The sequence below is a fragment of the Aliirhizobium wenxiniae genome, assembly GCF_014201355.1.
Classification (GTDB): domain Bacteria; phylum Pseudomonadota; class Alphaproteobacteria; order Rhizobiales; family Rhizobiaceae; genus Neorhizobium; species Neorhizobium wenxiniae.
In genome coordinates this window covers 74873-96334 of record NZ_JACHEG010000006.1, presented here as the reverse complement: position 1 = coordinate 96334, position 21462 = coordinate 74873, and the positions used below count along the sequence as shown (strand labels likewise).

The following is a 21462-nucleotide window of genomic DNA, read 5'->3' as shown; positions in this document are numbered from 1 at the left end:
TTCTCGCCGACATTTTCCTTACTGTCCTCTAGCCGCGTGCTGCACAGGCCTGTTCGCACCCCGCCGGAACCGGCTTGTCTGGTCGATGTTGAAGGGCGCCTCGCGATTGTCCAACCGCCACCGATCCTTGATTTCGTCCTTCGGAGGCCAACCGATCGATGTCTCTCTGATTGCGTTTTGGAGGGCTGACGGTCGGCGCAGCACTCATTATCCGCCAGAGCTTGGCACGTCGATCCGCCCAAGAGAAAAACCGACGCGTTTGTTCTAGGTGCAACACCTTCCATCAAGTTCTTTGAGTGCCGAATGGACCTCATCGACCGACACAGGTGTCGGTGTTCCTGGCAATTGCCGCAGTGCCGGCCTCGAATGGATGGCACAGAAATCGGATGCCCGGGCAGCGAGGATAGTCCGAATATCCTTGTTAGAAAAAAACGGCGCCTTCACCACATCAATCGGGCGTCGAAGCTGCATACCTCGCATCAGAACAATCTGCCCCGTAGCCCACCACGCTCTCGACGAACTTCTGCAACATCATCTTGCTCATGGCACGGCCTCACTGGACGTGAGATCGCTGTCGCTACGCGATCGGGATGCCACGGCCGCAGGCGTTTCGGTTGAAAGTAGCTCATGCTTTTGCGCGAACGCCACAAAGAAACCTCGCGCCGTGTCCGCTTCGATCTCGCCACGGAGCGCGGCTTGGCATGCTTTCAGGGCGACAGAGTGTACCGCGTCCCTGAACGACGCCGGCCATTCTACGAGGTGTCGGTAAGCGTCCATGGGAAGCCAAGGCCGACGAGAACAGTTACGGGCTCTCTGAACACATTGGGTTTCATAGCTCTCTCTCTCCCAACCCGGAATGTTGACGGGCGCCACCAATAACGGCGCCCTGTCTCAATAGAACCTCTTCATCAAGCCGCTTTCTGCGCTTCGATTTGTGTAGAAGAGACCGAGGTCAACGCAGGCGCGTTCTGGATCGAAATCTTCCGCGGTTTAAGAGCTTCCGGAATCTCGCGGACAAGCTCGATCGTCAGGAGGCCATTGCTCAGATCCGCCCCGCTCACCCGAACATGATCAGCAAGTTCAAAGCGGTGCTCGAACGGGCGGCCCGCAATTCCGCGATGCAAGTAGCCCTCCGGTGTGGAATCCTGCTTCCTGGCAGTGACCGTCAGGAGATTGGACTGGAAGGTGTTGTCAAGATCGTCCTGTGCAAAGCCCGCCACCGCGATCGAGATGCGATAGGTGTCGTAATCCGTTTTGGCGATTTCATAGGGCGGCCAGTCATTGGTCGAGCGGGCGCGCTGAGCATTTTCCAGAAGATTGAAGATTCGGTCAAAGCCCACGCTTGAGCGGTAGAGAGGTGCGTAGTCGTAGATGTTGCCATAGCCATATCCTCCTTGGAGCAACATGGGACGGGAACGCCAAAAGCGCCGCTCCACCAACCCGTGGTTCAGCGGCTGGCGGCAAACGTTTTGGTTTTGTGGAATTTAAGATTCAAGATCCAGCAATAAAAATTTGCATCGCTTGTGATGCTTCCTTTGCAGTTCGGCGAGTGAGCAAAAAACACGATAGTCTACCACGGATCAGCGAACCCGATAACGTTTTTATCTGAAAGCACGGGCCTATCCTAACGGTGTGCACAGTTGCACTATTCACAAGCACTGCATAATTTTGCATGTAATAGAGTGGCTTGCAGTGATCGACGCCTACGATCAGGCGAAACAAATCAAAACTTGGGAGAGGGAGGAATTCATGCATACCAACTGTCCGGGCACCTCCGACCAGGGCTCGCTGATTAACATAATCCGCGATTATGACTGGGCAAGCACCGGTCTTGGGCCCATGTCGTCGTGGCCGGCTCCGTTGAAGTGCGCTGTCGATATCGCAATCCTTTCGGGCGCACAGATCGTGCTGTTTTGCGGTGATGACTTCACCGCCATTTATAATGACGCTTACGCGCCTTCGATCGGCACCAAGCATCCCCGTGCGCTTGGGAGACCCGCAAAGGAGAACTGGGCTGAACTATGGGACGATCTCGAACCTCTGTTGCTCAAAGTTCGCGAGCGCGGCGAAACCGTTGTGGCCAAGGATAGACCTTTCTATATCGAACGGCACGGTGTACCCGAAACGGTGTACTTCGACATTTCCTATTCGCCGGTTTCCGATGAGCAGGGTCAGGTCCTCGCGGTGTTATGTATTGTCAACGAGACGACTGAGCGGGTCGGCTACGAGGCGACGCTGAAACGGCTGGCGGCGATCATCTCATCGTCAGAAGATGCGATCCTCGGGATCGACCTCGATATGACAGTCACCGACTGGAACGCGGGTGCTGAGAAGCTTTACGGTTTCTCAGCCGAGGAGATCGTAGGTCGAACGGTCACTATTCTTGTCCCTGATGACCGTATAGATGAGGAGGCGCGCATTGTCGCCCGGATCAAAGCGGGCGAGCGCGTGGACACGCACGAGACAGTCAGGCGACATAGCAGCGGGCGTCTCCTGGACGTCTCTTTGACCGTCTCACCGATCTATGATGCAGATGGCAAGATCGTCGGCGCTTCGAAGATCGCGCGAGACATAACCGCGCGAAAGGAAGCGGAGCGAGTTCAGGATCTGCTGATCGGCGAGCTTAACCATCGCGTCAAGAATGTCCTTGCAACGGTGGCCGCGATTGCCCGTCAGACTTTCACCGGCCTACAGGACATCGAAACCGAACGAGCCGCGTTCGACGCCCGTTTGCAAAGCCTTGCAAAGGCGCACGACCTGCTCAGACGAGGACGTTGGGAAGCTGCCGGACTTCGCACCGCGGTGTCCGAAGCATTGTCTGCTTATCCGCCCGAACATTTCGATGTAAGCGGTCCTGATATCGACGTATCGCCGAAGGCCGTGTTGGCCTTGGCGCTCATCCTGCACGAGCTTGCTACGAATGCCGCAAAATACGGTGCCCTGGGAGTGAGCTCTGGAAGGGTGGCCTTGTCATGGGAGGTCTCGCCCTCCGACGCCCAACTGATCATCTCCTGGAAGGAAATCGGCGGTCCGCAAGTTGTCCCCCCGACCCGCAAAGGCTTCGGTTCGCGATTGATACATGCCCTGTCAGCCGGTCAGCTCGGGGGTAAGGTACACTTGGATTATGACACATGTGGCGTCAGTTGCATGATAGTTGCGCCACTCGAAAGCGGATGGAGCGAGCACGACCACATCTAGGTAAGGTTCTGATGCGTAACCCAGTCGCGTCGCAGGGTCAGATCATCTGGCGTATCGCAACGATAACCCGCGACGGATTATAGGGTTTGCTGAAAAATCGCCCGACTACTGGAAGAGTTTCGTCGCTCATCGCACGATGGCCAGATGTGACGATTATCTTGATCGGCGGCCATCGGTCTCGAACGGCAGTAGCAAGCTTCAACCCGTCCATGCTGCCGGGCATATCGATATCGGTAAACATCAGAAGAACTTCAGGATGGCCAGCGAGAAGAACGATCGCTTCGTCGGAATTGGACGCTTCGAGGACTCGGAAGCCATGGTCTTCAAACGATTGAGCGATATCCATTCGGACAAAAACCTCGTCCTCGACGACGAGGACTGTCATGCCGTTGTCGCTCATACTTAAAGCTCCATCGTATTACTTATTCATTCAGGCTTCGCTCAAGTTTTCCATAACTCCGCCGCCACGAAAATGATCCGTAAGTTTCAAAATAGTTTGTCCTCGCACGACTAGTACAAGCGACGGTCTTGAATCATCGGAAGCGGGTTCCTGCCGTGGTGCTCGAAGGAAGGCACTACGTCCTCGTGGCTATCAGGCAGGGCGAGGCACGTCTGTATTCCGAGCAGGCTGTTCGGGCCGACCTTTGCCGCCGCACTCGTGCGCTCCGAATGCGATACGCCGTTGCCTGCGACCATCCAGTTCAACTCGCCTGGCCTTATGATCGGGTTCGCACCCGTGCTGTCCCGGTGATGGAAGCCACCTCGATAGAGGTAGGTCACGGTGCCAAGACCGATATGCGAATGGGGTCGAACGTCGACGCCCTACCCGGCGGGACAGGCTTGACCGAAGAATATGAACGGGCCGACCATCTGGCGATTGGGCGCAGGTAGCGCGCGCCGGACCTCGAAGCCGCCGAAGTTGCGGGCGCAGGGAACGACCATCTTTTCGATCGCGTCCACGCCGACGTCATCCGGGCATCCTGAGCCGATCGCAGGGTTCCAGCTCATATGTAACGTCCTCTTCTTCGGCGGATGATCATCCAATTATAGCGAGGAGCGGAGACCTATGGTACACCCGCCCCTCTTTTTAGGCGCGCTTACGCTCCAGCGCCAGCCTTAGGCGCGGCAGTGTTGAGCAGCTGCTGCTCCCACAGATAGGCAATGCCGCTCCCGCCAGAATGCTGGACTATGACATCGGTGATCTTCGCAGCCTGTTCGGCACGGGCCCAGTCGCGCTGCCATTCGGCAGCGAGCGCAAGCCACGTCATCATGTTAACCCCGGCTGCCGTCATACGCTGGAGTGCAACCTGATGCGCCTCGGAGGAGACCGCTCCCGATGCATCCGTGATGACGGTCACATCCCAGCCTTCACCCGCGGCCTGGATTGCCGGCATGGCGACACATACCTCCGTCCAGAGGCCGGCGATTATCAATTGCTTGCGGCCCGTCGCCTTCACGACGTCAACGACTTTCGGGTCTTGCCATGTGTTGATGAGCGTCCGGTCGATGATTTCCTGGCCGGGAAAGACGTCGGCGATCTGCGGAAACAGGTTGCCGCCGCGTTCCGCGATCACCGTGGTGAGAATGGTCGGGACGTCGAAGGCCTTTGCCGCCTTCGCCAGGCCGACCGTGTTGTTGACCACCATCGTTGGCTCGTGGCTGTTAACGTTCGCGAGCTGATATGGCTGATGGTCGATAAGAACGAGCACCGAGTCTTCGGGGCGCAGAAGCGTGGCGAGGCCGTTACGAAAGGTCATGAAATATCCTTTTTGATGGTTCGTCGACAGTGTGAACGCGTCCGTGGGACCTCGATCCACGAAAACCTTGTCAGCGCCAGCCCTAATGCGGTAGCCCTCGGAAACGCGAGCTGTGTTGCAAAAAGGGGAACGCAAGATGGAAATCGACGATCTCAGGACCTTCGTGGAAGTCGCCGACGCAGGAGGGGTGACACCCGCCGCGCAGCGACTTGGCGTCTCCAAATCGATGGTCAGCCGGCGTATCGCTCGTCTCGAGGCGGAGTTGGGCGTTCAGCTCGTCGCGCGAACGACCCGCGGCATCGCACTGACCGAGGAAGGGGCGACCTTCCGAGATTACGCGGCGAGAATCTCGGCGGAGATCGACGCGGCCCGCGAGACGATATTGCCTGCGGGCGAGCTTCGCGGGCGCATCAGGGTCGCCGCCCCTCTGTCGTTTGGGCCGACCCACTTCGCCCCCGTCCTCTCTCAAATGGCACGGCGACACCCACAGCTCCAGGTCATCTCGTGTTACACTGACCGCTTCGTCGATCTCATCACCGAAGGTTTCGATTGCGCCATCCGGATCGGCTATCTGCCGGATTCCAACCTCGTAGCCAGACGCGTCGGACCTCTCTATGGAAGGTTTGTCGCAAGCCCGGAATACGTGGCCGCGAATGGTTCACCAGAAACGCCGGACGAACTTCTCAAGCATGAGGCGCTCATGCAGGGAACGGAGACCTGGCAGGTCACCGATGGCGACCAGGTGCTCAACATCCGACCGCAAGGCCGCTTCAAGGCCGACAACGGAGTGGCACTGCTCGCAGCCGCTTTGGAAGGCCTTGGCATCGCCAGACTTCCGAACGGCCTCACGGATCAGCATGTCGCCTCGAGGGAACTCGTCGAAGTGATGCCCAAGTATCCGCCTCCCACCGCCGGCATCTTCGTCGTCAGGCCTCCTGGACAGCACCCTGCCAAGAAGGTCCGCGTGCTGACCGAGATGCTGATCGAATGCTTCGACTCCGGCTCCTCCTAGAAGCCCGTCGAATCCTACGGTGCAAGATGCTCCGAAAAGAACTCGGCCAGCCTTGCGACCGCCGGGCCGACGCATTCCGGCTTGTAATACAGGTCGTAGTGGCCCGCGCCGTCGACTTCGAAAAAGTGCTTCGCTTTCGAGGGAGAGAGGTCGAACAGACGCCTCCCCGCCTCGTATTGTCCGGTCGGCCCTTGGCGCCCGCCGACGATTACCTGCAGCGGCTGTGTCAGTAACTCGGGCACAAGGCTGAATGCGTCGAAACCCAGTAAGGCGCCATAGCTGACGAACAGCAGGCGGTTCGTCGAATTCGGATGCCGATACTCCGACTCCCGGTAGAACTTGACGGCCTCCAGAAGCTCGGGATCGGTTATCCCTGCAGCCTTGGCTTCTGCAAGGCTATCAGGAATCCATGGATCTCTTCGCGGCTCGGCACCACGGGCCCGCGCGGTGCGCTCCACCGCGACGTCCAGGAGGGTCTGACGGTAGTCGGGAAGCAGGCGGCGCATCGCTTCGCCTATGTCGTTGGCGACGACCGTGCCCACCGCCTTGACGCGCCGTTCGGTCAGTGCTGCCTTGATCGCGTAGCCGCCACCTGCGCAGATCCCAAGGAGTCCGATCCGCGCATCATTGACATAGGATAGCGTCGCCAGATGATCGACAGCGCAATGAATGTCTTCGACACGAACGGCCGGATCTTCGAGATCACGTGGTTCGCCGCCGCTCTCGCCCTGGTATGACGGGTCGAACGTAAGCGCAATGAAGCCCTTTGCGGAGAGTCGCTCGGCGTAGATCGCGCCGATCTGTTCCTTCACGCTGCTGCCCGGCGTCGCAAGGACAACCGCGGGATATGCGCCACCCTCTTCGAAGTCCGGCGGCAGGTGGATATTACCCACGACCTCGATCCCTCTGTTCCTGAACGAAACCCGCTTGATCATACGGTGCTCCTCCTTCTTCTGTTCACAGGGTCATTACGACCCGCCCCAGGGGCTTGGCGGCCTCGGCGTATTCGTGTGCCTTGGCGGCGTCTTCGAGTGCGAAAGATCGGTCGATCACGACGTCGATCTGTCCGGCTGCGGCGGCGGCAAGGAGATTGTCGACGGTGCCGTGCACCGAAGGCCGTTCGAAGATGGATCCCATGAATACCCCGTGAAGCGTCTGATTGTTCTGCATCGGCTGCCATAGATCGACATCTAGCTTTCCGCCGCCGGCATTGCCGAGGAAGACGAGACGCCCTTCCGGGGCGAGTGCGGAAAGCGAAGCCTGCAATGTTGAGCCGACCGGGTCGATGACCAGATCGACGCCGGTTCCATTGGTCAGTCGGCGCGCTTCTTCCTCGACGTCGTGCTGCATTCGGTCCACAACGAAGGTGGCGCCGAGTTCGATCAGACGGGTCTGTCTTTCGCTCCCGCTTACGACGGCAACGACCGTCGCTCCGGCCTGTCTGGCAAGCTGTACGGCCGCCAACCCGACGCCTCCCGCCGCCGCGTGGATGAGGACGGTTTCGCCCTCCCCGACACCGCCTCGGGTGATCACGCTGTGATGGGCGGAGCCGAAGGAGATGGGCAGCACGGCGGCTTTTGCAATGTCCAGGCCCGCGGGAACCAGCCATGTTCGCGAAGCAGCGACAGCCCAGAGCTCTGCGTGCGATCCTTGCATGCTGAAGGCAGCGACCTTGTCGCCGACGGCACGAGTGGTCACGTCTTTGCCCACACTTACGACCAACCCGGCCGCTGCGTAGCCTACCACCCACCGAGGTGCCTGGGACGTCGATCTGCGGTTGATCAGATCTCCGCCTTCGATGGAGATCGCTTCCACCCTTATGAGGACTTCGTCCCGCCCGCAGACCGGATCAGACATGTCGACATATTTGAGCACAGACGGTGGTCCCGGATTGTCGTAGACGGCGGCCTTCATCTTCACTCCATTCTCAGAGGAAACGTGTGGAGACATGTAGGTAGTCCACAGTCCTGAGAAAGGGCGCCTGTCGGGAACACTATGTTCCGTGACTTGCAACGGGCGGGATGGAAAGCGGTCGCTGTTCCCCACCACGCAACAAGCTGTCGCATTCACCGCCACTTCAACCGCTGCGATGGAGCCACGAAATAGGCCGGACACCATGTCGGGCGCATCCGCGCAACTGCGGGTCTCCCGACTTCACGACTGATGACGAAGAAAGGAACCGACGCATATGATTGATTTAAGTGGAAAGCGCGCTTTGGTCACCGGCGGCTCGCGCGGCATCGGCGCGGCCATTGTCGAGGCGCTTGCGGAGAATGGTGCCGATGTGGCGTTCACCTATCAGCGCGCGACCGAAAAGGCTGCGGCGATTGTTCGGTCAATTGAAGCGCGCGCCCGCCGAGCCGTCGCCATCCAGGCCGACAGCGCCGATCCGAAAGCTATCGTGCAGGCGGTCGAAGACGCCGTGGCCGCTCTCGGCGGGCTGGACATTCTCGTCAACAGCGCAGCGATCGGCCACTCGGGAAACATCGCCGATCTGAACCTGGAAGACTATCAAACACTCATGGACGTCAACGTTCGCGCGCCGGTGCTGTTCGCAAAGGCGGTCATCCCGCGTCTACACGACGGCGGACGAATCATCACGATCGGTTCGGCGCTGGGTGAGCGGGTACCCTTCCCTGGGCTCACACCGTACGCAATGTCCAAGGCGGCACTGACCTCTTTCACGCGTGGCCTTTCTCGCGAACTGGGGCCGTCTGGCATCACCGTGAACCTCGTCCAGCCTGGCGCAACGGACACGGACGCCAACCCGGCAAGCGGTGCGGCTGCAGACTTCCAGCGGAGCCTGACGTCGCTGGGGCGCTACGGCGAGCCGAAGGAAGTCGCGAACGCCGTGGTATTTCTGGCAAGCTCCGCTGCGAGCATAATCACGGGGGCGACGCTTACCGCAGACGGCGGCGCGATCGCCTGACGCACTTCCCACAGGCGTGGCCGTCATTGAGGACGGCCACGCTTTTCCGCGACATCGGAAACCTTCCCTGCAGTCAAAGGCTGCGCAAGATTCCTACAGTCGCCTTGAAACGGATACGAACCGCCGACCCGTCGTCCAGATCAGTTACATTTTCTGCAATTTTCTTTTGGAAGGGCCACCTTAGGAGCCCGAAGACGCCAAAACGCGTACCGACAGCCACAGCAAAAAAAGAGTACTCATCATGATGTGATAATGATTGAACCTGTTGGATCATGTGAAGGATTGTCGTGCCCAAGCTCGAATTGCCGACCGCATTGATCGTCTCGCTGCAGGAAATCCTGGGGATGTAAGGCCAGTCGGCGAAGGTGTGAGCGAATTCCGCATTAAATGGGCCTGGTTATCGAGTCTATTTCGTCCGAGACGGGTCGATCGTTTATGTTCTTCTCTGTGGTGGCGACAAGAGTACCAGGACAAAGACATTCGATTAGCTAAAAAACTAGCACAGCAATTGAAGGAGTAACCATATGCCACTTGAGACGTTTGAGTACGACTCCGCCGAATTCCTTGGAAGTGAGGAAGCGATTGCTGAATATCTTTTAGCTGCTAGCGAAGATGGAGACGCAAATCATGTTGCTCGCGCTCTTGGTGTTGTCGCGCGCGCGCGGCATGACAGATCTTTCTCAGAATACCGGACTTACACGACCTGCTCTCTACCGGGCATTAAGTGGGGATGGTAATCCAGAGTTCGGGACGATCGCAAAGGTAGCTGACGCACTTGGCTACAAGCTAAATCTTGTCTTGAAATCCGACAGGGGATCGACCGCGGCAGTGAAGTGAAAGGCATATTCGAGTAATTGCTAGATGTTTTTCGCTCGGTGCCAGAGCGAGGCAGCCCGTTACTCATGGTTTAAGCACTTGAATGGGATCGAACCGGCGACCTGTTATTGTGATCAATGGCTTCAGGAAAATCCCCGCTTCTCATATTCGGCGGCTCGATCGCCCTAAAGGGTTCTTATCGGAGCACCGTCGAGCCACGCCAGTAGGCTCTCGACAGTCTCCCGATAGAAAATCCGGAACGACCGCTCGGTGACAAAGCCGATTGCGGTGTCGCAATCACATTGGGAGCGATATCAGGCGGTGCCCGCGTTGAACAGGTTCGTCGTCGAACACATCGATGGTGGCACCCGCAATCTTGTTGTCGGCGAGAGCTGCAACGAGCGCATCCTCATCTACGAGCGGGCCACGCGACGTGTTCACGAGCCAAGCCGACCGCTTCATCAGGGCGAGTTCGTCACGACCTATAATACCTCTTGAGCGATCTGAGAGGACGAGATGGAGGGTGACCCAATCTGACCTCCGAAGCAGCTCCTCCTTGTCCACACGAGTGATACCTGAGGCTTGGGCTGTTTCTTCGGTCAGGTTCTGACTCCATGCAATGACGTTCATGCCGAACGCCGTCCCGACGCGCGCTATCTGCGAGCCGATCCGGCCAAGGCCGATAATGCCCAGCGTGCTGCCATTGAGATCACGTCCGACGGTCGTCTGCCATTCTCCGGAGCGAAGTGATTCCACCTCGGCAGGGATCTGCCTCGCGGCAGCCAGGATCAGCGCCCAGGTCAGCTCAGGCGCGCCGCTGCCATTGGCTCCAGTGCTCGACACCGTGATGTTGAGATCGCGAGCGGCCTCAAGATCGATCGACGCATTCCGCGCGCCTGTGGATGCGATGAAGCGGAGATTGGGCAAGCGCTCAAGCATTGATCGCGGAAGTGGGGTTCGCTCGCGCATCACGCAGATCGCTTCGAACGCCGCCAGCCGGGCAGCAAGCGCGTCCGCATCGGCCACGTGATCATTAAAGACAATGACATCAGCTCGTGCCTGGACAGACCAGTCCGCAGTCTGCAGGGCGACGTTCTGGTAATCATCCAAAATCGCGATCTTCGTCATTCGGTCCCCTCGCCCTGTCCGTTCAGTTTACTCGGCGATCTTCACGATCAGCTTGCCGAAGTTTTTACCAGACAGCATGCCAACAAAGGCTTCTGGCGCATTCTCGAGGCCGTTGACGATGTCCTCCCGGTACCTGATTTTTCCTGAAGCCACCCGGGGCCCGACCTCATCCAAGAACTCGTCAAAATGATCAGCTGCGAACTCGGTCTGAATGAAGCCACGAACAAGGAGGCTCCGCCGAAGGATCGTCGACATGGTCGCCGGCAGTTGGTCGGTATCGGCGGAACCTGCACCATTGTAGTGCGCGACGAGGCCGCAGACCGGAACGCGGGCAAACTGGTTGAGAAGCGGCAAGACGCCATTCCAGACGTGCCCGCCAACGTTTTCGAAATACACGTCGATACCGTCGGGGCAAGCAGCCTGCAGATCCGAAGCGAAGCTGTCCGAGCGGTGATCGACCACAGCATCGAAGCCGAGTTCGCCCTTCACGAAAGCGCATTTCTCAGCGCCGCCCGCGATGCCGACGGCTCGGGCTCCCGTAAGTCTTGCAAGCTGACCGACCATCGATCCGACGGGGCCAGAAGCGGCTGCCACTGCAACCGTCTCTCCCTGCGTGGGTTTTCCGATGAATTTCAATCCGCTCCAGGCCGTGAAGCCAGGCATGCCCAGCGAACCGAGTGACGTCGTGATCGGCGCGCCATGGGTCTCGACGCGACGCAGTTGGTCACCGTTGATCACCGCACCGCTGCTCCAACCGGTGCGACCACGGACGATATCGCCAGGCGCAAAGTTATTGTGCCGAGATTTGACCACCTCGGAGATGGCCTCGCCTTCCATCGCGCCACCAACGGGCACTGGCGCCGCATACGACTTGGCATCGCTCATGCGGCCGCGCATGTAGGGATCGAGGGAGAGATAGAGCGATCTGACAGTGACGTCGCCTTCGTTAGCCTCCGGAAGATCGAACTCCTCCAGACGAAAGTTATCCTGTCCTGGCTGACCAGTTGGCCTGCTTTGTAGGACGATGTGGCGAGCTAACGTCATGGGCTACTCCTTGATGATCCAGGCGAATGTCTGATCTAGGGAAAATCGGGTGATTTCCAAGGCGAGCGGATCGTTTCCTGAGAGAGAGATGTTGCGGGCTGCGGACGGCAGAGCACCGCGACTGGTACGTTCGGTTTGACTAAAAAAGCCCGAGATCCGACATCAGACGCGATCGGATTGCGTCAGCAGCCGCGCCAATCCGCGGCCTGGGCCGCGCAATTTCTACGGAGCTGACGGACTTGATTTCTCCAGGACGTGGGGACATCACGATGACGCGGTCACAGAGATGGATCGCCTCGTCGATGTCGTGCGTGATCAGGACGATCGACATCTTCCGGCTTTGCCAGATCCGGATGACCTCATCCTGCAACTGCATTTTCGTTAGAGCGTCCAGGGCAGCAAAGGGTTCATCGAGCAGAAGGAGTGACGGTCGGGAAGTCAAGGCGCGAGCCAGAGCCGCACGTTGGGCCATCCCACCAGAGATCTGGTGGGGAAACTTCGTCTCGAACCCAGCCAGTCCAACCAAGGCAAGATTGCTCGCGACGAGTTCTTGCTTTTCACCTGAGGGCATTCGGGTTTCATGGATGGAGATCGCGACGTTTTGTTCGACCGTCAGCCAAGGGAAAAGGCGCGGTTCCTGAAATACCACTCCTCTTTCGACGCCCGGGCCGATAACCTCTTCACCATCCAGCGTGATGCGTCCAACGAAATCACGATCCAGTCCAGCGATCAGTTTCAACAATGTCGACTTGCCGCACCCGCTCCTGCCAACGATGCCAAGGATTTCCCCCTCACCCACACTGAACGAGATATCCCGCAGAACCTCCGTCGTGTCTCCTTTGGCCTCATAGGACTTGGAGACGCCCTCCACGGTCAGACCGCCGTCCTTCAGGTCGATAGGAGGAATTATTGCACGGTTAGTGATCTGATCCATCGCAAGCGCTCCTTAAACCGTCGCCACCCGCCGCCAGCGGGTCACATATCGTTCGATGCCTCCGATCACCCCGTATTCGAGTAGTGCCATGACACCTGCGAAACCGATCGTCCATGCAAGGACACCGGCCACATTCATGGCGCTGTATTCGGTATTCAAGCGGTAGCCGACCCCACTCGACAGACCGAAAATCTCGACGAGTACGATAACCTTCCAGCCCATGGACAGGCCGATGCGAATTCCATTCAAAAGGAATGGCGTGAGCGTGGGAAGGAAAAGGAACCGCAGGCGGGACCAGATGGAAAGGCGGTAGACCGCGGTTATCTCCTGGAGATCGGCATTCACTGTCTTGATGCCCTGCGCGATGCTTAATGCCAGGGGCGGAGAAAGGCTCAGCGCCACTGCGAGAGTGGATGTCGTCAGCGAAATGCCAAACCAGATGACGCAGAGAAGCGCCCACACCAGACCGGGCACGGTAAGCCCGATCAGGATCGCTGGCTCGAAGAACTGTCGGGCGTATCGGTTGCGGCCCATGAAGATGCCAAGGGCAAGAGACACGACAAACGCAACCAGAAACCCGAGCGCCACCCTTCCAAGCGTGATCGTCATGTGGCTGAAGAACATACCGCTCGCGAAGATGTCGACCAGTTCCGTCGCCACCTCCGCCACATCCGGGACCAGTGGGTTTGCCAGGCGCCGTGCCATCACTTCCCAGCCCAGCGTCAGCAGAACAAGGAAAGTGATGGGCAGCCCCAACGCCCCGAGGACGGAATGGCTAGAGAACCCGAGTGTAGGTGTAGTTCGGCCGGCTCTCGACGATCTTGAGATCGATCGCGACTTCGAGCTGTCGATTGAAGTCATTGATAACAGCCTCGTTCCATTCCGTTGCATAGACCCTCGGAAGACGCTCTTCGAGAAGCGCAAGAAGCTCCTCGGATGGGTTCTTTAGTCCCATCCCGGCCTGTATTGCAGGATCCCGGATGAGCGAGGGTTCTGAAGCAAACCGCTTGTTTACCCCGAGCGTCATCTGAGCAACGCGCCGGGCCGTCTCCTGGTTTTCGTCGACCCACCTTGCGGTCGCGGATACACCGACAAGTGAAAGCGTGGTGCTATCGCCAGTCGCATCCCGCCACTGATCCGCCACCCGCGCGATCTCGCGATGCCCCTGTGCAATCAACTGTGTCGACACGGGCTCGATCGAAATCACGGCATCGACGTCACCTCTGTTGAACAGGGCGACATTCGAGACCGACGGCCCGAATGAAACCTGAAAATCCTTCTCCAGGTCCAACTTGTGGAGGGCCGCAGCCATTCGAGCGTGCCGGTAGGTGTCGCTCGTCGGCAATTGCGTCGCGATGCGTTTGCCCTTGAGGTCTGACGGATGCTGGTACGGACTGTCGCCCTTCACGATCCAGGACCCGTGATTGTTCAGGCGTGATCCGAAAATCACGAGTTCCGCGCCCTTCTGTGCAGCCTCTGCCAGGCCGAGCGCGCCGAACGGACCGCAATCGAGCGCTCCGCTGATGAGCAGCATCTGGAACTGTCCCGGAGAGCCATCAATCCAGTCGATGTCGAGTCCGGGGTCGAGTTCGGGGAATTTCGCGACGAGGTCGTCCTGGATCGTGCCTGCGGTGCCCGGTCCAGCCTTGCTCATGCGGACTGGCAAACGGTCTGCCGCTCTGACGATCGCCGGCGAAAACAGGCCCGACGTGATGGCAGTCGCTGCCAGACCCATCATCACCTGCCGACGGCCCAATGCAGGGCCGCCGATGTTTCCGATTTTCAGGAACGACGTCATCAGGCAACAAGCCTTTTGTATTCGCTCGTTCCCTTTGTCAGGTTCCAGGTCTTCATCCATTCGTAGGTGTAATCGAAGCGCTTTTCATCGAGCGGCCGCGAGTGTGCGTAATGGACGAAATGAGAGGCGAGTTCCTCTGGAGCAAGCCGTCCATTAAGTTCTGCGACGACGTGATGCTTGTATCTGTTGAAATCGGCCCGAATTAGATCCGCTGCCTCGTTGACGGACGCGACATACGCCTCGCGTTTGTCGGTCGGCACGTCCGGAGATATCACCTCGGCCCCGCGGTAGAAATTGACCGCAACGATATGAGCGCCTTCCTTCAGCGCCAAGCTGATGAATGGTTCCATGATCGCGATTGCATGGAGCTTGCCGTCCTTGAGAGACTGGTAGCGCTCATGGGGCGGGCCAGCGTGCTCGACGATAATCGTATCGCGCGGGATGGCACCTTCCAGAAGCTGGAGGGTCGTGTAGTGGGATCCGGTCAGTTCGTTGATACCGACGGCGACGTTCTCGAGATCACGCGGCTCCTGGATATCCTCGTCGAATGTGATGATCGCCTGCGCCGCGACCGCCGGCCGCAATCCGAAGACCTGGCTGCCACGGCTGCTCTTTTCCGAACGGTCGAGGCCAGCCCATTCGCAGAGATTGTAGGCCGATGCCGCACCCGCTTCATAGAGCGCTTCCTTCTGACGCTTGAACGGATCCTGGGATGAACTCGCCGGATCGTACTTATCGACGAAATCGACTTTCAAGCCGTTCTTCTCGAAGATGCCCTCCTCAAGGGCGACATAGATCGGCAGATCGAAGACTGGGCCGTTGGGTGATAATGTGAAGCGGTAAAGCGTGTCGGACATCGTCGGCTCCTCTGAATTGACCGCGAAACCGTATCCTTTAGCCTACGAACTCTATAGATATAGTCGTCTAAATTTTCGTCATTGAAGAGGTTTGTTTTTTGCTAGCGCGTTAGAGAGGCACTGCTGTTTGGCCTCGCCACTGCTAGACCCTCACACCTTCGGCGTCTCAGCAGTTCCATGTTCCGTGAATGCTTTTATCGTCTCCCATGGGGGGTGAGCGCGGCTTTGGGTTGGCTCAGCGATCGTGGATTCCGAAAATTGGTCCACGAAGGCAGCCGTCGAGAAGCGGCTGCCGCATTTTGAGACCGACCGACATGATGTCAGCGCGGACATGAAGGGCGATGGCCTAGCAGTTCCCGACCAGCTAGGCGTGACCACCGCTCGTCACTATGAGTATAAGCATTCCAACGTTATTACTCGGCCTAGCCGCGCTGCGACGCAAGCGAGACGATCGCCTAGCCCCTGTTCTGATCGGCCGATTTGGCTGGGGGCTTGTGCGAGAAATGTTGATGGGAGAGAAGGATCAATATATGCTCTATGATAAAGCGCGCGGCCACGGGACCTCACCCTTGGCTATAACTAGTTGTGCTCGACCCAGGGTCTACCGTTGAGCGCAGACATCCAAGGATCAGTCTAAGCAATTAGATGATTTCGCGTATTGCGTCCGGTGCCTCTGCCGCAGTCAGATTCATCGGAAGGACAGGGATTTCTCCTGAGCCTTCGGCGCTGACAACCTCATGCGAAGATTTTTCGACATTTCGCCCGATCAACGCGATTCTGCTCTCATTTCACGCAGCAGAATAGAACGCGGCCATGTTGATAGATGCAATTGCGATACTTAGCCTTTCGCAGTGGCGTCAAACTCGCCTCCGCGCGGCTCTGGCGTTCGCTATGTCATTGCGAAGAAGCGTGCGCTTCGTCGTGTTCACCAGCCTATTTTGCATAATGGGGTACTCATGAGCGCATTTAGTCTTTCGGCGCGTCGCACCAAATTCAGTCGCAGTGTGGCCTACGGGGCCGTATTCTTGACCGCCGCTACGATGATGGCAGGACAGGCTCTCGCCGAAGGAAAGATCAGGATCGCGCAGCAATTCGGCATCGCCTACCTGATCCTTGATGTCGTTCGTGACCAGAAGCTGATCGAAAAACATGGCAAGGAAGTTGGCATCGATATCGAGGTCGATTGGGCGACCATTTCCGGCGCGACTGCCATGAACGAAGCGCTTCTCGCCAATAATCTCGATATCGTGTCTGCGGGTGTGCCCCCGGCATTGACGATGTGGGATCGAACTGGAGGTAACGTCAAGCTGGTTGCGGCCCTCGGCTCCCTTCCGAACTATCTCATCACCACCAATCCCGACGTCAAGACGCTGAAGGATTTCAGCGACAAGGACCGCATTGCAGTGCCGGCGGCCGGCGTCGGCTTCCAGTCACGTACGTTGCAGATCGAGGCGGCGAAACTCTTCGGCCAGGGCAACTTCCAGAAGCTCGACCAGATCTCGATCAGCCTGCCGCATCCGGACGCGACCGCGGCGTTGATCTCGGGGGCGACCGAGGTCAACTCGCACTTTTCCTCGGCGCCATACTATTACCAGGCCCTGCAGGGCAACAAGGCAGTTCACAAGGTGATCAGCTCCTACGACATCCTCGGGGGACCTGCGACTTTCAACGCCCTCTACACCACTACGGCCTTCCATGACGAAAACCCGAAAACCTATGCGGCCTTCTACGCCGCCCTGGGCGAAGCGGCGAATTGGATCAATGCCAATAAGGATAAGGCTGCGGAAATCTTCATACGCCAGCAGGGTTCGAAGCTTTCACCCGAACTCATCGTCGAAATCATCAATGATCCCGAGAACGATTTCACCATCGCGCCGCAAAACACCTTCGTGTACGCGAGCGAGCTGCACAAGCTTGGCGTCCTGAAGACCGAGGCCGGCTCTTGGAAGGATTATTTCTTCCCGGAAGCCCATGGCGGGAACGGCGGCTAAGGCCACTTCTCCCAACCTTCACGACCCAGGCTCGGCCTGCTGATGCAGCCGGTCCCGAGCTTGCAATTTGATGGAACCGAGAATGGACGTCATGCCTTCGCCTCTGAGGGAAAATTCGGCACCGCCCTTCCTGCCTCTTCTTGTCGTCGAAGGTGTGACGCTGGAATATCACGCTCCGGGCCGGTTGGTGCGCGCCACCCAGAATGTCAGCTTCGACGTGTGGGAAGGCGATCGGTTCATGCTGCTCGGAGCCTCCGGCTGCGGCAAGTCTACACTGTTGAAGGCGGTTGGCGGCTTCATCCCGCCTCGCGAAGGCCGGATCCTGCTTGACGGACAACCGATACATGGCCCCGGCCCCGATCGGGTCGTCGTCTTTCAGGAATTCGACCAGCTGCCGCCGTGGAAGACTGTTCGGCAAAACGTAGCCTTTCCGCTGCGCGCTTCCGGCGGCGTGAGCAGCAGCGAGGCCAAAGAACGCGCCGATTATTATATCGAAAAAGTAGGCCTGGCCCGTTTTGCCGATGCCTATCCGAACACGCTTTCCGGCGGCATGAAGCAGCGCGTCGCGATCGCCCGGGCGCTCGCCATGGAGCCGCGTGTGCTGCTGATGGACGAGCCCTTTGCTGCATTGGATGCCTTGACGCGGCGCAAGATGCAGGAAGAGCTTCTGGCGCTCTGGGAAGAAGTGCGTTTTACCCTGCTGTTCGTGACCCATTCGATCGAGGAAGCCCTGGTAGTCGGCAATCGTATCGCGCTCCTGTCACCGCATCCGGGGCGCATGCGTGCGGAGATCAACAGCCACGAGTGGGATCTGAAAAGCGGCGGAAGTCCGCAATTCCAGGCCGCTGCCAACCGCATTCACCGGCTCCTGTTCGAAGAGGCCGAGGCGACGAATGGAGCCGGCGATGAGTGAAGCTCTGCACAACCGCCTTGAGCCGGAGGCGCGGCATGCACCACCGGTCCGGCCCGAATATGAGCGGCCGCTTGAACAGCTTGCTGAAACGACAAGCTCCCAGGCCTTGCCGCTGCACCGGCGCCTCTGGCAGCGGGGATGGCTGCGCAAGACGCTGATCCTTCTCTGTCTTGCCTTGCTGTGGGAAATCACCGCCAGGCTTCAAGCAAATCCGTTGCTCCTGCCGCCTTTCTCCGCGGCGATCAAGGCACTGGTGGAGGACACGCTCAGCGGCGTCATTCCGGCGCGCGCCGTGAATTCGCTGGATGTCCTGATAAAGGGCTATGCGGCAGGTGTCGTACTCGCCTTCGTGCTGACATCCGTCGCGGTGTCCACCCAGATAGGACGGGATCTGCTATCGACACTGACATCCATGCTCAATCCGCTTCCGCCGATCGCGCTTCTGCCGCTCGCCCTGCTGTGGTTCGGGCTCGGTCAGGCAAGCCTCGTCTTTGTGCTCATCCATTCGGTTCTCTGGCCGCTGGCACTCAACATGTATACCGGATTTACCGGCGTGCCGGAAACCTTGCGCATGGCGGGCCGCAATTACGGTTTGCGAGGTCTGCGTTACGTCCTGCTGATCCTTGTCCCAGCAGCGCTGCCTTCGATCATCGCTGGCCTCAGGATCGGCTGGGCTTTTGCCTGGCGCACCCTGATCGCCGCCGAGCTCGTTTTCGGCGCCTCCTCAGGCCGGGGTGGCCTGGGATGGTACATCTTCCAGAACCGCAACGAACTTTACACCGACCGGGTCTTTGCCGGCCTGATCATGGTCATCCTGTTCGGCCTCCTGGTCGAAAATGTGCTGTTCCGCGAACTTGAGAAGCGGACGGTAGTGAAGTGGGGGATGACGCGCTAGCGCCGGGATAATTATGACATCAGAACGGAAATATGTAGTCGGCATTACCGACCATATGATCGGCGAGCCTGATCTCGAAGCAGACGTGCTTGGCGGCGATGTCGAGATCGATTTCTTCGCTAGCACCGACGAGACATCCTTTGCGCCTGGCCGTCTGGCAAGGCTCGATGCGCTGATGGTCTGGGGCGCGCGGCTGGGACCGAAAAGCATCGCTCACCTTGCCCGCTGTAAGGGTGTTGTGCGTTACGGCGTCGGCTACGAGAAAATCGATCGTGCGGCGCTCGCTGCCGCCGGCATACCGTTTGCCAACAATCCGGATTACGGCACCGAGGAAGTTGCCGATCATGCGCTGGCGATGATCCTCTCTTTGCATCGGCGGCTCTGGGAACATGACGCCCATGCCCGCGGATATGCCTCTGGCTGGCAGGTCCATAGCCTCAAGCCACTTTCTCGTTCCAACAAAGCGACGGTCGGCGTGGTTGGTGTCGGGAGGATCGGCACGGCTGTCGTAAACCGGCTGAAACCTTTCGGCTTCCGCATCCTCGGTTATGATCCGGGCCAGCCGCCGGGCCACGAAAAGGCGATCGGCTACGAACGAATGGACCAGCTTAAAGACCTTCTCGCCCAGTCTGATGTCGTTACGCTTCACTGCCCGGCAACGGACGAGACACGAGGGCTTCTCGATGCGGACGGTCTTTCCCGGCTCAAGCCGGGCGCGATCGTCGTCAACACCGCCCGCGGGGAGCTGATCGACGATCTGGGTGCGCTCGATACCGCGTTGCGCAGCGGCCATCTGGCGGCTGCCGCGATCGACACTCTGGTCAAGGAGCCTCCCGACGATCATCCCCTTTTGACGGCATGGCGCAATCGCGAAGACTGGCTTGCCGGGCGATTAGTGATTACCCCGCACAATGCCTTCTATTCCGATCACGCGGCAGTCGAGATGTGTCGCAATGCAGCAAAGACGGTGAGGATACTTCTCAACGAGGGCAAGCTTCGAAACCAGGTTACGGACATATCATGATCAGCCAATCCGAATTTCTCTGGTACATCCCAAATGACGTCAAGTCCGGCCATCGGGGCGATGCGGTCGATCCGAACCACAACAGCCTGGATACGCTGACCCTCCAGGCAAAAGCCATGGAAGACAATGGCTGGAAGGGTGCCCTGCTGGGCACGGGCTGGGGCCGGCCCGACACGTTTACGCTAGCCACCGCGCTTGTCGCGCGCACCGAAACATTCGAACCGCTGATTGCGGTCCGGCCTGGTTACTGGAAGCCGGCGAATTTTGCGTCCGCCGCCGCAACGCTCGATCACCTGAGCGGTGGGCGCGTGCGCGTCAACGTCGTTTCGGGACCTGATGCGCTCGCGGCCTATGGCGACAAGGAAGGCGACCAGGCCCAACGCTACGCACGCACCAAGGAATTCATGCGGCTGACCCGCCGGCTGTGGACGGAGGAAGACGTCACCTTCCGCGGCGAGCATTTCGAGGTCGAAGGCTCCACGGTCGTGCCGCGGCTGGAACCGATCGGCGATCGTCGCCATCCCAAGCTCTACTTCGGCGGAGCCTCGCCGGCAGCGGAGCAAGTTGCCGCCACCGAGGCCGACGTGCAGCTCTTCTGGGGCGAGCCGCTTGATGGCGTTCGAGAGCGTATCGAGCGTTTGAAGCAATTGAGCAAGACGCTCGATCGCGACCTGGCACCGTTGGAATTCGGGCTGAGGATTACCACGCTTGTTCGCGACACGACAGAACAAGCCTGGGCTGATGCCGAGGCGAAAGTCGCAAACATGGCGGTGGGTTCGGCAGGAAGCTGGCAGGACCACCGCCATGGGGTGGCCGTCGGCCAGCAGCGACTGCTCGATCTGGCCGGGAAAGGCGACGTCTTGGACGACAATCTCTATACCGCGCCTGGCAAATATGGCGGCGGTGGCGCTGGCACGACATGGCTGGTCGGTTCGGCGGAGGATGTCGCACGCTCGCTACGCAAATATCGGGCGCTTGGGATCAGCCATTTCGTACTCTCCGACACGCCCTACCTGGCGGAGATCCAAAGGCAAGGCAGCCAGTTGCTTCCGCTCATGATCTGATCCGAAGCGCATCTCTGGGGGCGTCGATCGCAGAGTTCTTGAGCGATGTCTAACCGTTGACCTACACATCAGACTCGTATGTGACCGAACTATAAGGCGCGA

At 58.9% G+C, this 21462-nt stretch carries 19 protein-coding genes and 4 pseudogenes; 10 read left to right on the top strand and 13 right to left on the bottom strand.

Going from position 1 to position 21462, the window contains the following annotated elements:
* Window positions 1-540: 540 nt before the first annotated feature.
* Together HNQ72_RS21750 and HNQ72_RS21745 are read right to left on the bottom strand one after the other, a co-directional pair.
* A pseudogene (locus HNQ72_RS21750) lies at window positions 541-833 on the bottom strand (DUF982 domain-containing protein).
* Between the two features lie 75 nt (window positions 834-908).
* Window positions 909-1406: an Hsp20 family protein gene (locus tag HNQ72_RS21745; RefSeq protein WP_183995660.1), complete on the bottom strand. Its 498-nt coding sequence runs from the start codon at window positions 1404-1406 to the stop codon at window positions 909-911.
* Between the two features lie 343 nt (window positions 1407-1749).
* On the opposite strand from HNQ72_RS21745, the gene HNQ72_RS21740 reads away from it, so the two are divergent.
* Window positions 1750-3198 carry a sensor histidine kinase gene (locus tag HNQ72_RS21740; RefSeq protein ID WP_183995658.1) on the top strand — a complete coding sequence of 483 codons (1449 nt, stop codon included), beginning with the start codon at window positions 1750-1752 and terminating at the stop codon, window positions 3196-3198.
* Window positions 3199-3235: 37 nt separating this feature from the next.
* Here HNQ72_RS21740 and HNQ72_RS21735 read toward each other — a convergent pair whose 3' ends face one another.
* The 3 genes and pseudogenes from HNQ72_RS21735 to HNQ72_RS21725 all read right to left on the bottom strand — a co-directional run bounded on the left by HNQ72_RS21735 (window position 3236) and on the right by HNQ72_RS21725 (window position 4955).
* On the bottom strand, window positions 3236-3598 hold the full coding sequence (locus HNQ72_RS21735; protein ID WP_183995236.1) for a response regulator: 363 nt from the start codon (window positions 3596-3598) through the stop codon (window positions 3236-3238).
* 125 nt (window positions 3599-3723) lie between these two features.
* Window positions 3724-4206: pseudogene (locus HNQ72_RS21730) on the bottom strand (pirin family protein); the annotation flags it as partial.
* 89 nt (window positions 4207-4295) lie between these two features.
* The gene (locus tag HNQ72_RS21725) at window positions 4296-4955 is read right to left on the bottom strand and encodes a hydrolase (protein ID WP_183995234.1); all 660 of its coding nucleotides are present in this window, start codon (window positions 4953-4955) and stop codon (window positions 4296-4298) included.
* A gap of 136 nt (window positions 4956-5091) precedes the next feature.
* Between HNQ72_RS21725 and HNQ72_RS21720 the strand changes: the two genes are divergently transcribed.
* A complete protein-coding gene (locus HNQ72_RS21720; RefSeq protein ID WP_183995232.1) occupies window positions 5092-5967 on the top strand; it encodes a LysR family transcriptional regulator in 876 nt (291 codons plus the stop codon).
* A 14-nt stretch (window positions 5968-5981) separates the two neighbouring features.
* On the opposite strand, the gene HNQ72_RS21715 is transcribed toward HNQ72_RS21720, so the two are convergent.
* The gene (locus tag HNQ72_RS21715; RefSeq protein WP_183995230.1) at window positions 5982-6902 is read right to left on the bottom strand and encodes an alpha/beta hydrolase; all 921 of its coding nucleotides are present in this window, start codon (window positions 6900-6902) and stop codon (window positions 5982-5984) included.
* A gap of 22 nt (window positions 6903-6924) precedes the next feature.
* Entirely contained in the window at window positions 6925-7881 is a 957-nt protein-coding gene (locus HNQ72_RS21710) for a quinone oxidoreductase family protein (protein ID WP_183995228.1), read from the bottom strand.
* 274 nt (window positions 7882-8155) lie between these two features.
* Between HNQ72_RS21710 and HNQ72_RS21705 the strand changes: the two genes are divergently transcribed.
* From HNQ72_RS21705 to HNQ72_RS21700, 3 genes and pseudogenes are all read left to right on the top strand, one after another.
* A complete protein-coding gene (locus tag HNQ72_RS21705) occupies window positions 8156-8896 on the top strand; it encodes an SDR family NAD(P)-dependent oxidoreductase (protein ID WP_183995226.1) in 741 nt (246 codons plus the stop codon).
* A 256-nt stretch (window positions 8897-9152) separates the two neighbouring features.
* A pseudogene (locus tag HNQ72_RS30630) lies at window positions 9153-9416 on the top strand (type II toxin-antitoxin system RelE/ParE family toxin).
* Window positions 9417-9420: 4 nt separating this feature from the next.
* Window positions 9421-9733 (top strand): annotated as a pseudogene (locus HNQ72_RS21700) (addiction module antidote protein).
* A 276-nt stretch (window positions 9734-10009) separates the two neighbouring features.
* Here HNQ72_RS21700 and HNQ72_RS21695 read toward each other — a convergent pair.
* The 6 genes from HNQ72_RS21695 to HNQ72_RS21670 all read right to left on the bottom strand — a co-directional run bounded on the left by HNQ72_RS21695 (window position 10010) and on the right by HNQ72_RS21670 (window position 15473).
* Window positions 10010-10840 (bottom strand): D-2-hydroxyacid dehydrogenase family protein, encoded by an 831-nt coding sequence (locus HNQ72_RS21695; RefSeq protein ID WP_244654481.1) that lies wholly within the window; start codon window positions 10838-10840, stop codon window positions 10010-10012.
* Window positions 10841-10867: 27 nt separating this feature from the next.
* Complete coding sequence (locus HNQ72_RS21690) at window positions 10868-11884, bottom strand: NADP-dependent oxidoreductase (protein WP_183995224.1); 1017 nt, start codon at window positions 11882-11884, stop codon at window positions 10868-10870.
* A 139-nt stretch (window positions 11885-12023) separates the two neighbouring features.
* Window positions 12024-12818 (bottom strand): ABC transporter ATP-binding protein, encoded by a 795-nt coding sequence (locus tag HNQ72_RS21685; RefSeq protein ID WP_183995222.1) that lies wholly within the window; start codon window positions 12816-12818, stop codon window positions 12024-12026.
* Between the two features lie 12 nt (window positions 12819-12830).
* Window positions 12831-13523 (bottom strand): ABC transporter permease, encoded by a 693-nt coding sequence (locus tag HNQ72_RS21680; RefSeq protein ID WP_210319680.1) that lies wholly within the window; start codon window positions 13521-13523, stop codon window positions 12831-12833.
* Between the two features lie 70 nt (window positions 13524-13593).
* The gene (locus tag HNQ72_RS21675; RefSeq protein WP_183995220.1) at window positions 13594-14616 is read right to left on the bottom strand and encodes an ABC transporter substrate-binding protein; all 1023 of its coding nucleotides are present in this window, start codon (window positions 14614-14616) and stop codon (window positions 13594-13596) included.
* Window positions 14616-15473 (bottom strand): ABC transporter substrate-binding protein, encoded by an 858-nt coding sequence (locus tag HNQ72_RS21670; protein ID WP_183995218.1) that lies wholly within the window; start codon window positions 15471-15473, stop codon window positions 14616-14618. Before HNQ72_RS21670 ends, HNQ72_RS21675 begins: the two co-directional genes overlap by 1 nt.
* A 956-nt stretch (window positions 15474-16429) precedes the next feature.
* On the opposite strand from HNQ72_RS21670, the gene HNQ72_RS21665 reads away from it, so the two are divergent.
* The 5 genes from HNQ72_RS21665 (at window position 16430) to HNQ72_RS21645 (ending at window position 21360) form a co-directional block, all read left to right on the top strand.
* The gene (locus tag HNQ72_RS21665; protein ID WP_183995216.1) at window positions 16430-17464 is read left to right on the top strand and encodes an ABC transporter substrate-binding protein; all 1035 of its coding nucleotides are present in this window, start codon (window positions 16430-16432) and stop codon (window positions 17462-17464) included.
* A gap of 82 nt (window positions 17465-17546) precedes the next feature.
* Complete coding sequence (locus HNQ72_RS21660; protein ID WP_183995214.1) at window positions 17547-18377, top strand: ABC transporter ATP-binding protein; 831 nt, start codon at window positions 17547-17549, stop codon at window positions 18375-18377.
* Window positions 18370-19272: an ABC transporter permease gene (locus HNQ72_RS21655; protein WP_183995212.1), complete on the top strand. Its 903-nt coding sequence runs from the start codon at window positions 18370-18372 to the stop codon at window positions 19270-19272. Before HNQ72_RS21660 ends, HNQ72_RS21655 begins: the two co-directional genes overlap by 8 nt.
* Window positions 19273-19285: 13 nt before the next feature.
* Window positions 19286-20296 carry a C-terminal binding protein gene (locus tag HNQ72_RS21650; protein ID WP_183995210.1) on the top strand — a complete coding sequence of 337 codons (1011 nt, stop codon included), beginning with the start codon at window positions 19286-19288 and terminating at the stop codon, window positions 20294-20296.
* Window positions 20293-21360, top strand: a complete 1068-nt coding sequence (locus tag HNQ72_RS21645; RefSeq protein WP_183995208.1) for an LLM class flavin-dependent oxidoreductase — start codon at window positions 20293-20295, stop codon at window positions 21358-21360. Before HNQ72_RS21650 ends, HNQ72_RS21645 begins: the two co-directional genes overlap by 4 nt.
* Window positions 21361-21462: the final 102 nt, after the last annotated feature.

Excerpts from the sequence above, each read along its gene's own strand:
- HNQ72_RS21685 (WP_183995222.1), bottom strand. The coding sequence starts at position 12,818 with ATGGATCAGATCACTAACCGTGCAATAATTCCTCCTATCGACCTGAAG.
- HNQ72_RS21740 (WP_183995658.1), top strand. The coding sequence starts at position 1,750 with ATGCATACCAACTGTCCGGGCACCTCCGACCAGGGCTCGCTGATTAAC.
- HNQ72_RS21720 (WP_183995232.1), top strand. The coding sequence starts at position 5,092 with ATGGAAATCGACGATCTCAGGACCTTCGTGGAAGTCGCCGACGCAGGA.
- HNQ72_RS21695 (WP_244654481.1), bottom strand. The coding sequence starts at position 10,840 with ATGACGAAGATCGCGATTTTGGATGATTACCAGAACGTCGCCCTGCAG.
- HNQ72_RS21645 (WP_183995208.1), top strand. The coding sequence starts at position 20,293 with ATGATCAGCCAATCCGAATTTCTCTGGTACATCCCAAATGACGTCAAG.
- HNQ72_RS21745 (WP_183995660.1), bottom strand. The coding sequence starts at position 1,406 with ATGTTGCTCCAAGGAGGATATGGCTATGGCAACATCTACGACTACGCA.
- HNQ72_RS21715 (WP_183995230.1), bottom strand. The coding sequence starts at position 6,902 with ATGATCAAGCGGGTTTCGTTCAGGAACAGAGGGATCGAGGTCGTGGGT.
- HNQ72_RS21725 (WP_183995234.1), bottom strand. The coding sequence starts at position 4,955 with ATGACCTTTCGTAACGGCCTCGCCACGCTTCTGCGCCCCGAAGACTCG.
- HNQ72_RS21660 (WP_183995214.1), top strand. The coding sequence starts at position 17,547 with ATGGACGTCATGCCTTCGCCTCTGAGGGAAAATTCGGCACCGCCCTTC.
- HNQ72_RS21690 (WP_183995224.1), bottom strand. The coding sequence starts at position 11,884 with ATGACGTTAGCTCGCCACATCGTCCTACAAAGCAGGCCAACTGGTCAG.
- HNQ72_RS21705 (WP_183995226.1), top strand. The coding sequence starts at position 8,156 with ATGATTGATTTAAGTGGAAAGCGCGCTTTGGTCACCGGCGGCTCGCGC.
- HNQ72_RS21710 (WP_183995228.1), bottom strand. The coding sequence starts at position 7,881 with ATGAAGGCCGCCGTCTACGACAATCCGGGACCACCGTCTGTGCTCAAA.
- HNQ72_RS21655 (WP_183995212.1), top strand. The coding sequence starts at position 18,370 with ATGAGTGAAGCTCTGCACAACCGCCTTGAGCCGGAGGCGCGGCATGCA.
- HNQ72_RS21665 (WP_183995216.1), top strand. The coding sequence starts at position 16,430 with ATGAGCGCATTTAGTCTTTCGGCGCGTCGCACCAAATTCAGTCGCAGT.
- HNQ72_RS21735 (WP_183995236.1), bottom strand. The coding sequence starts at position 3,598 with ATGAGCGACAACGGCATGACAGTCCTCGTCGTCGAGGACGAGGTTTTT.
- HNQ72_RS21670 (WP_183995218.1), bottom strand. The coding sequence starts at position 15,473 with ATGTCCGACACGCTTTACCGCTTCACATTATCACCCAACGGCCCAGTC.
- HNQ72_RS21680 (WP_210319680.1), bottom strand. The coding sequence starts at position 13,523 with ATGGCACGGCGCCTGGCAAACCCACTGGTCCCGGATGTGGCGGAGGTG.
- HNQ72_RS21675 (WP_183995220.1), bottom strand. The coding sequence starts at position 14,616 with ATGACGTCGTTCCTGAAAATCGGAAACATCGGCGGCCCTGCATTGGGC.
- HNQ72_RS21650 (WP_183995210.1), top strand. The coding sequence starts at position 19,286 with ATGACATCAGAACGGAAATATGTAGTCGGCATTACCGACCATATGATC.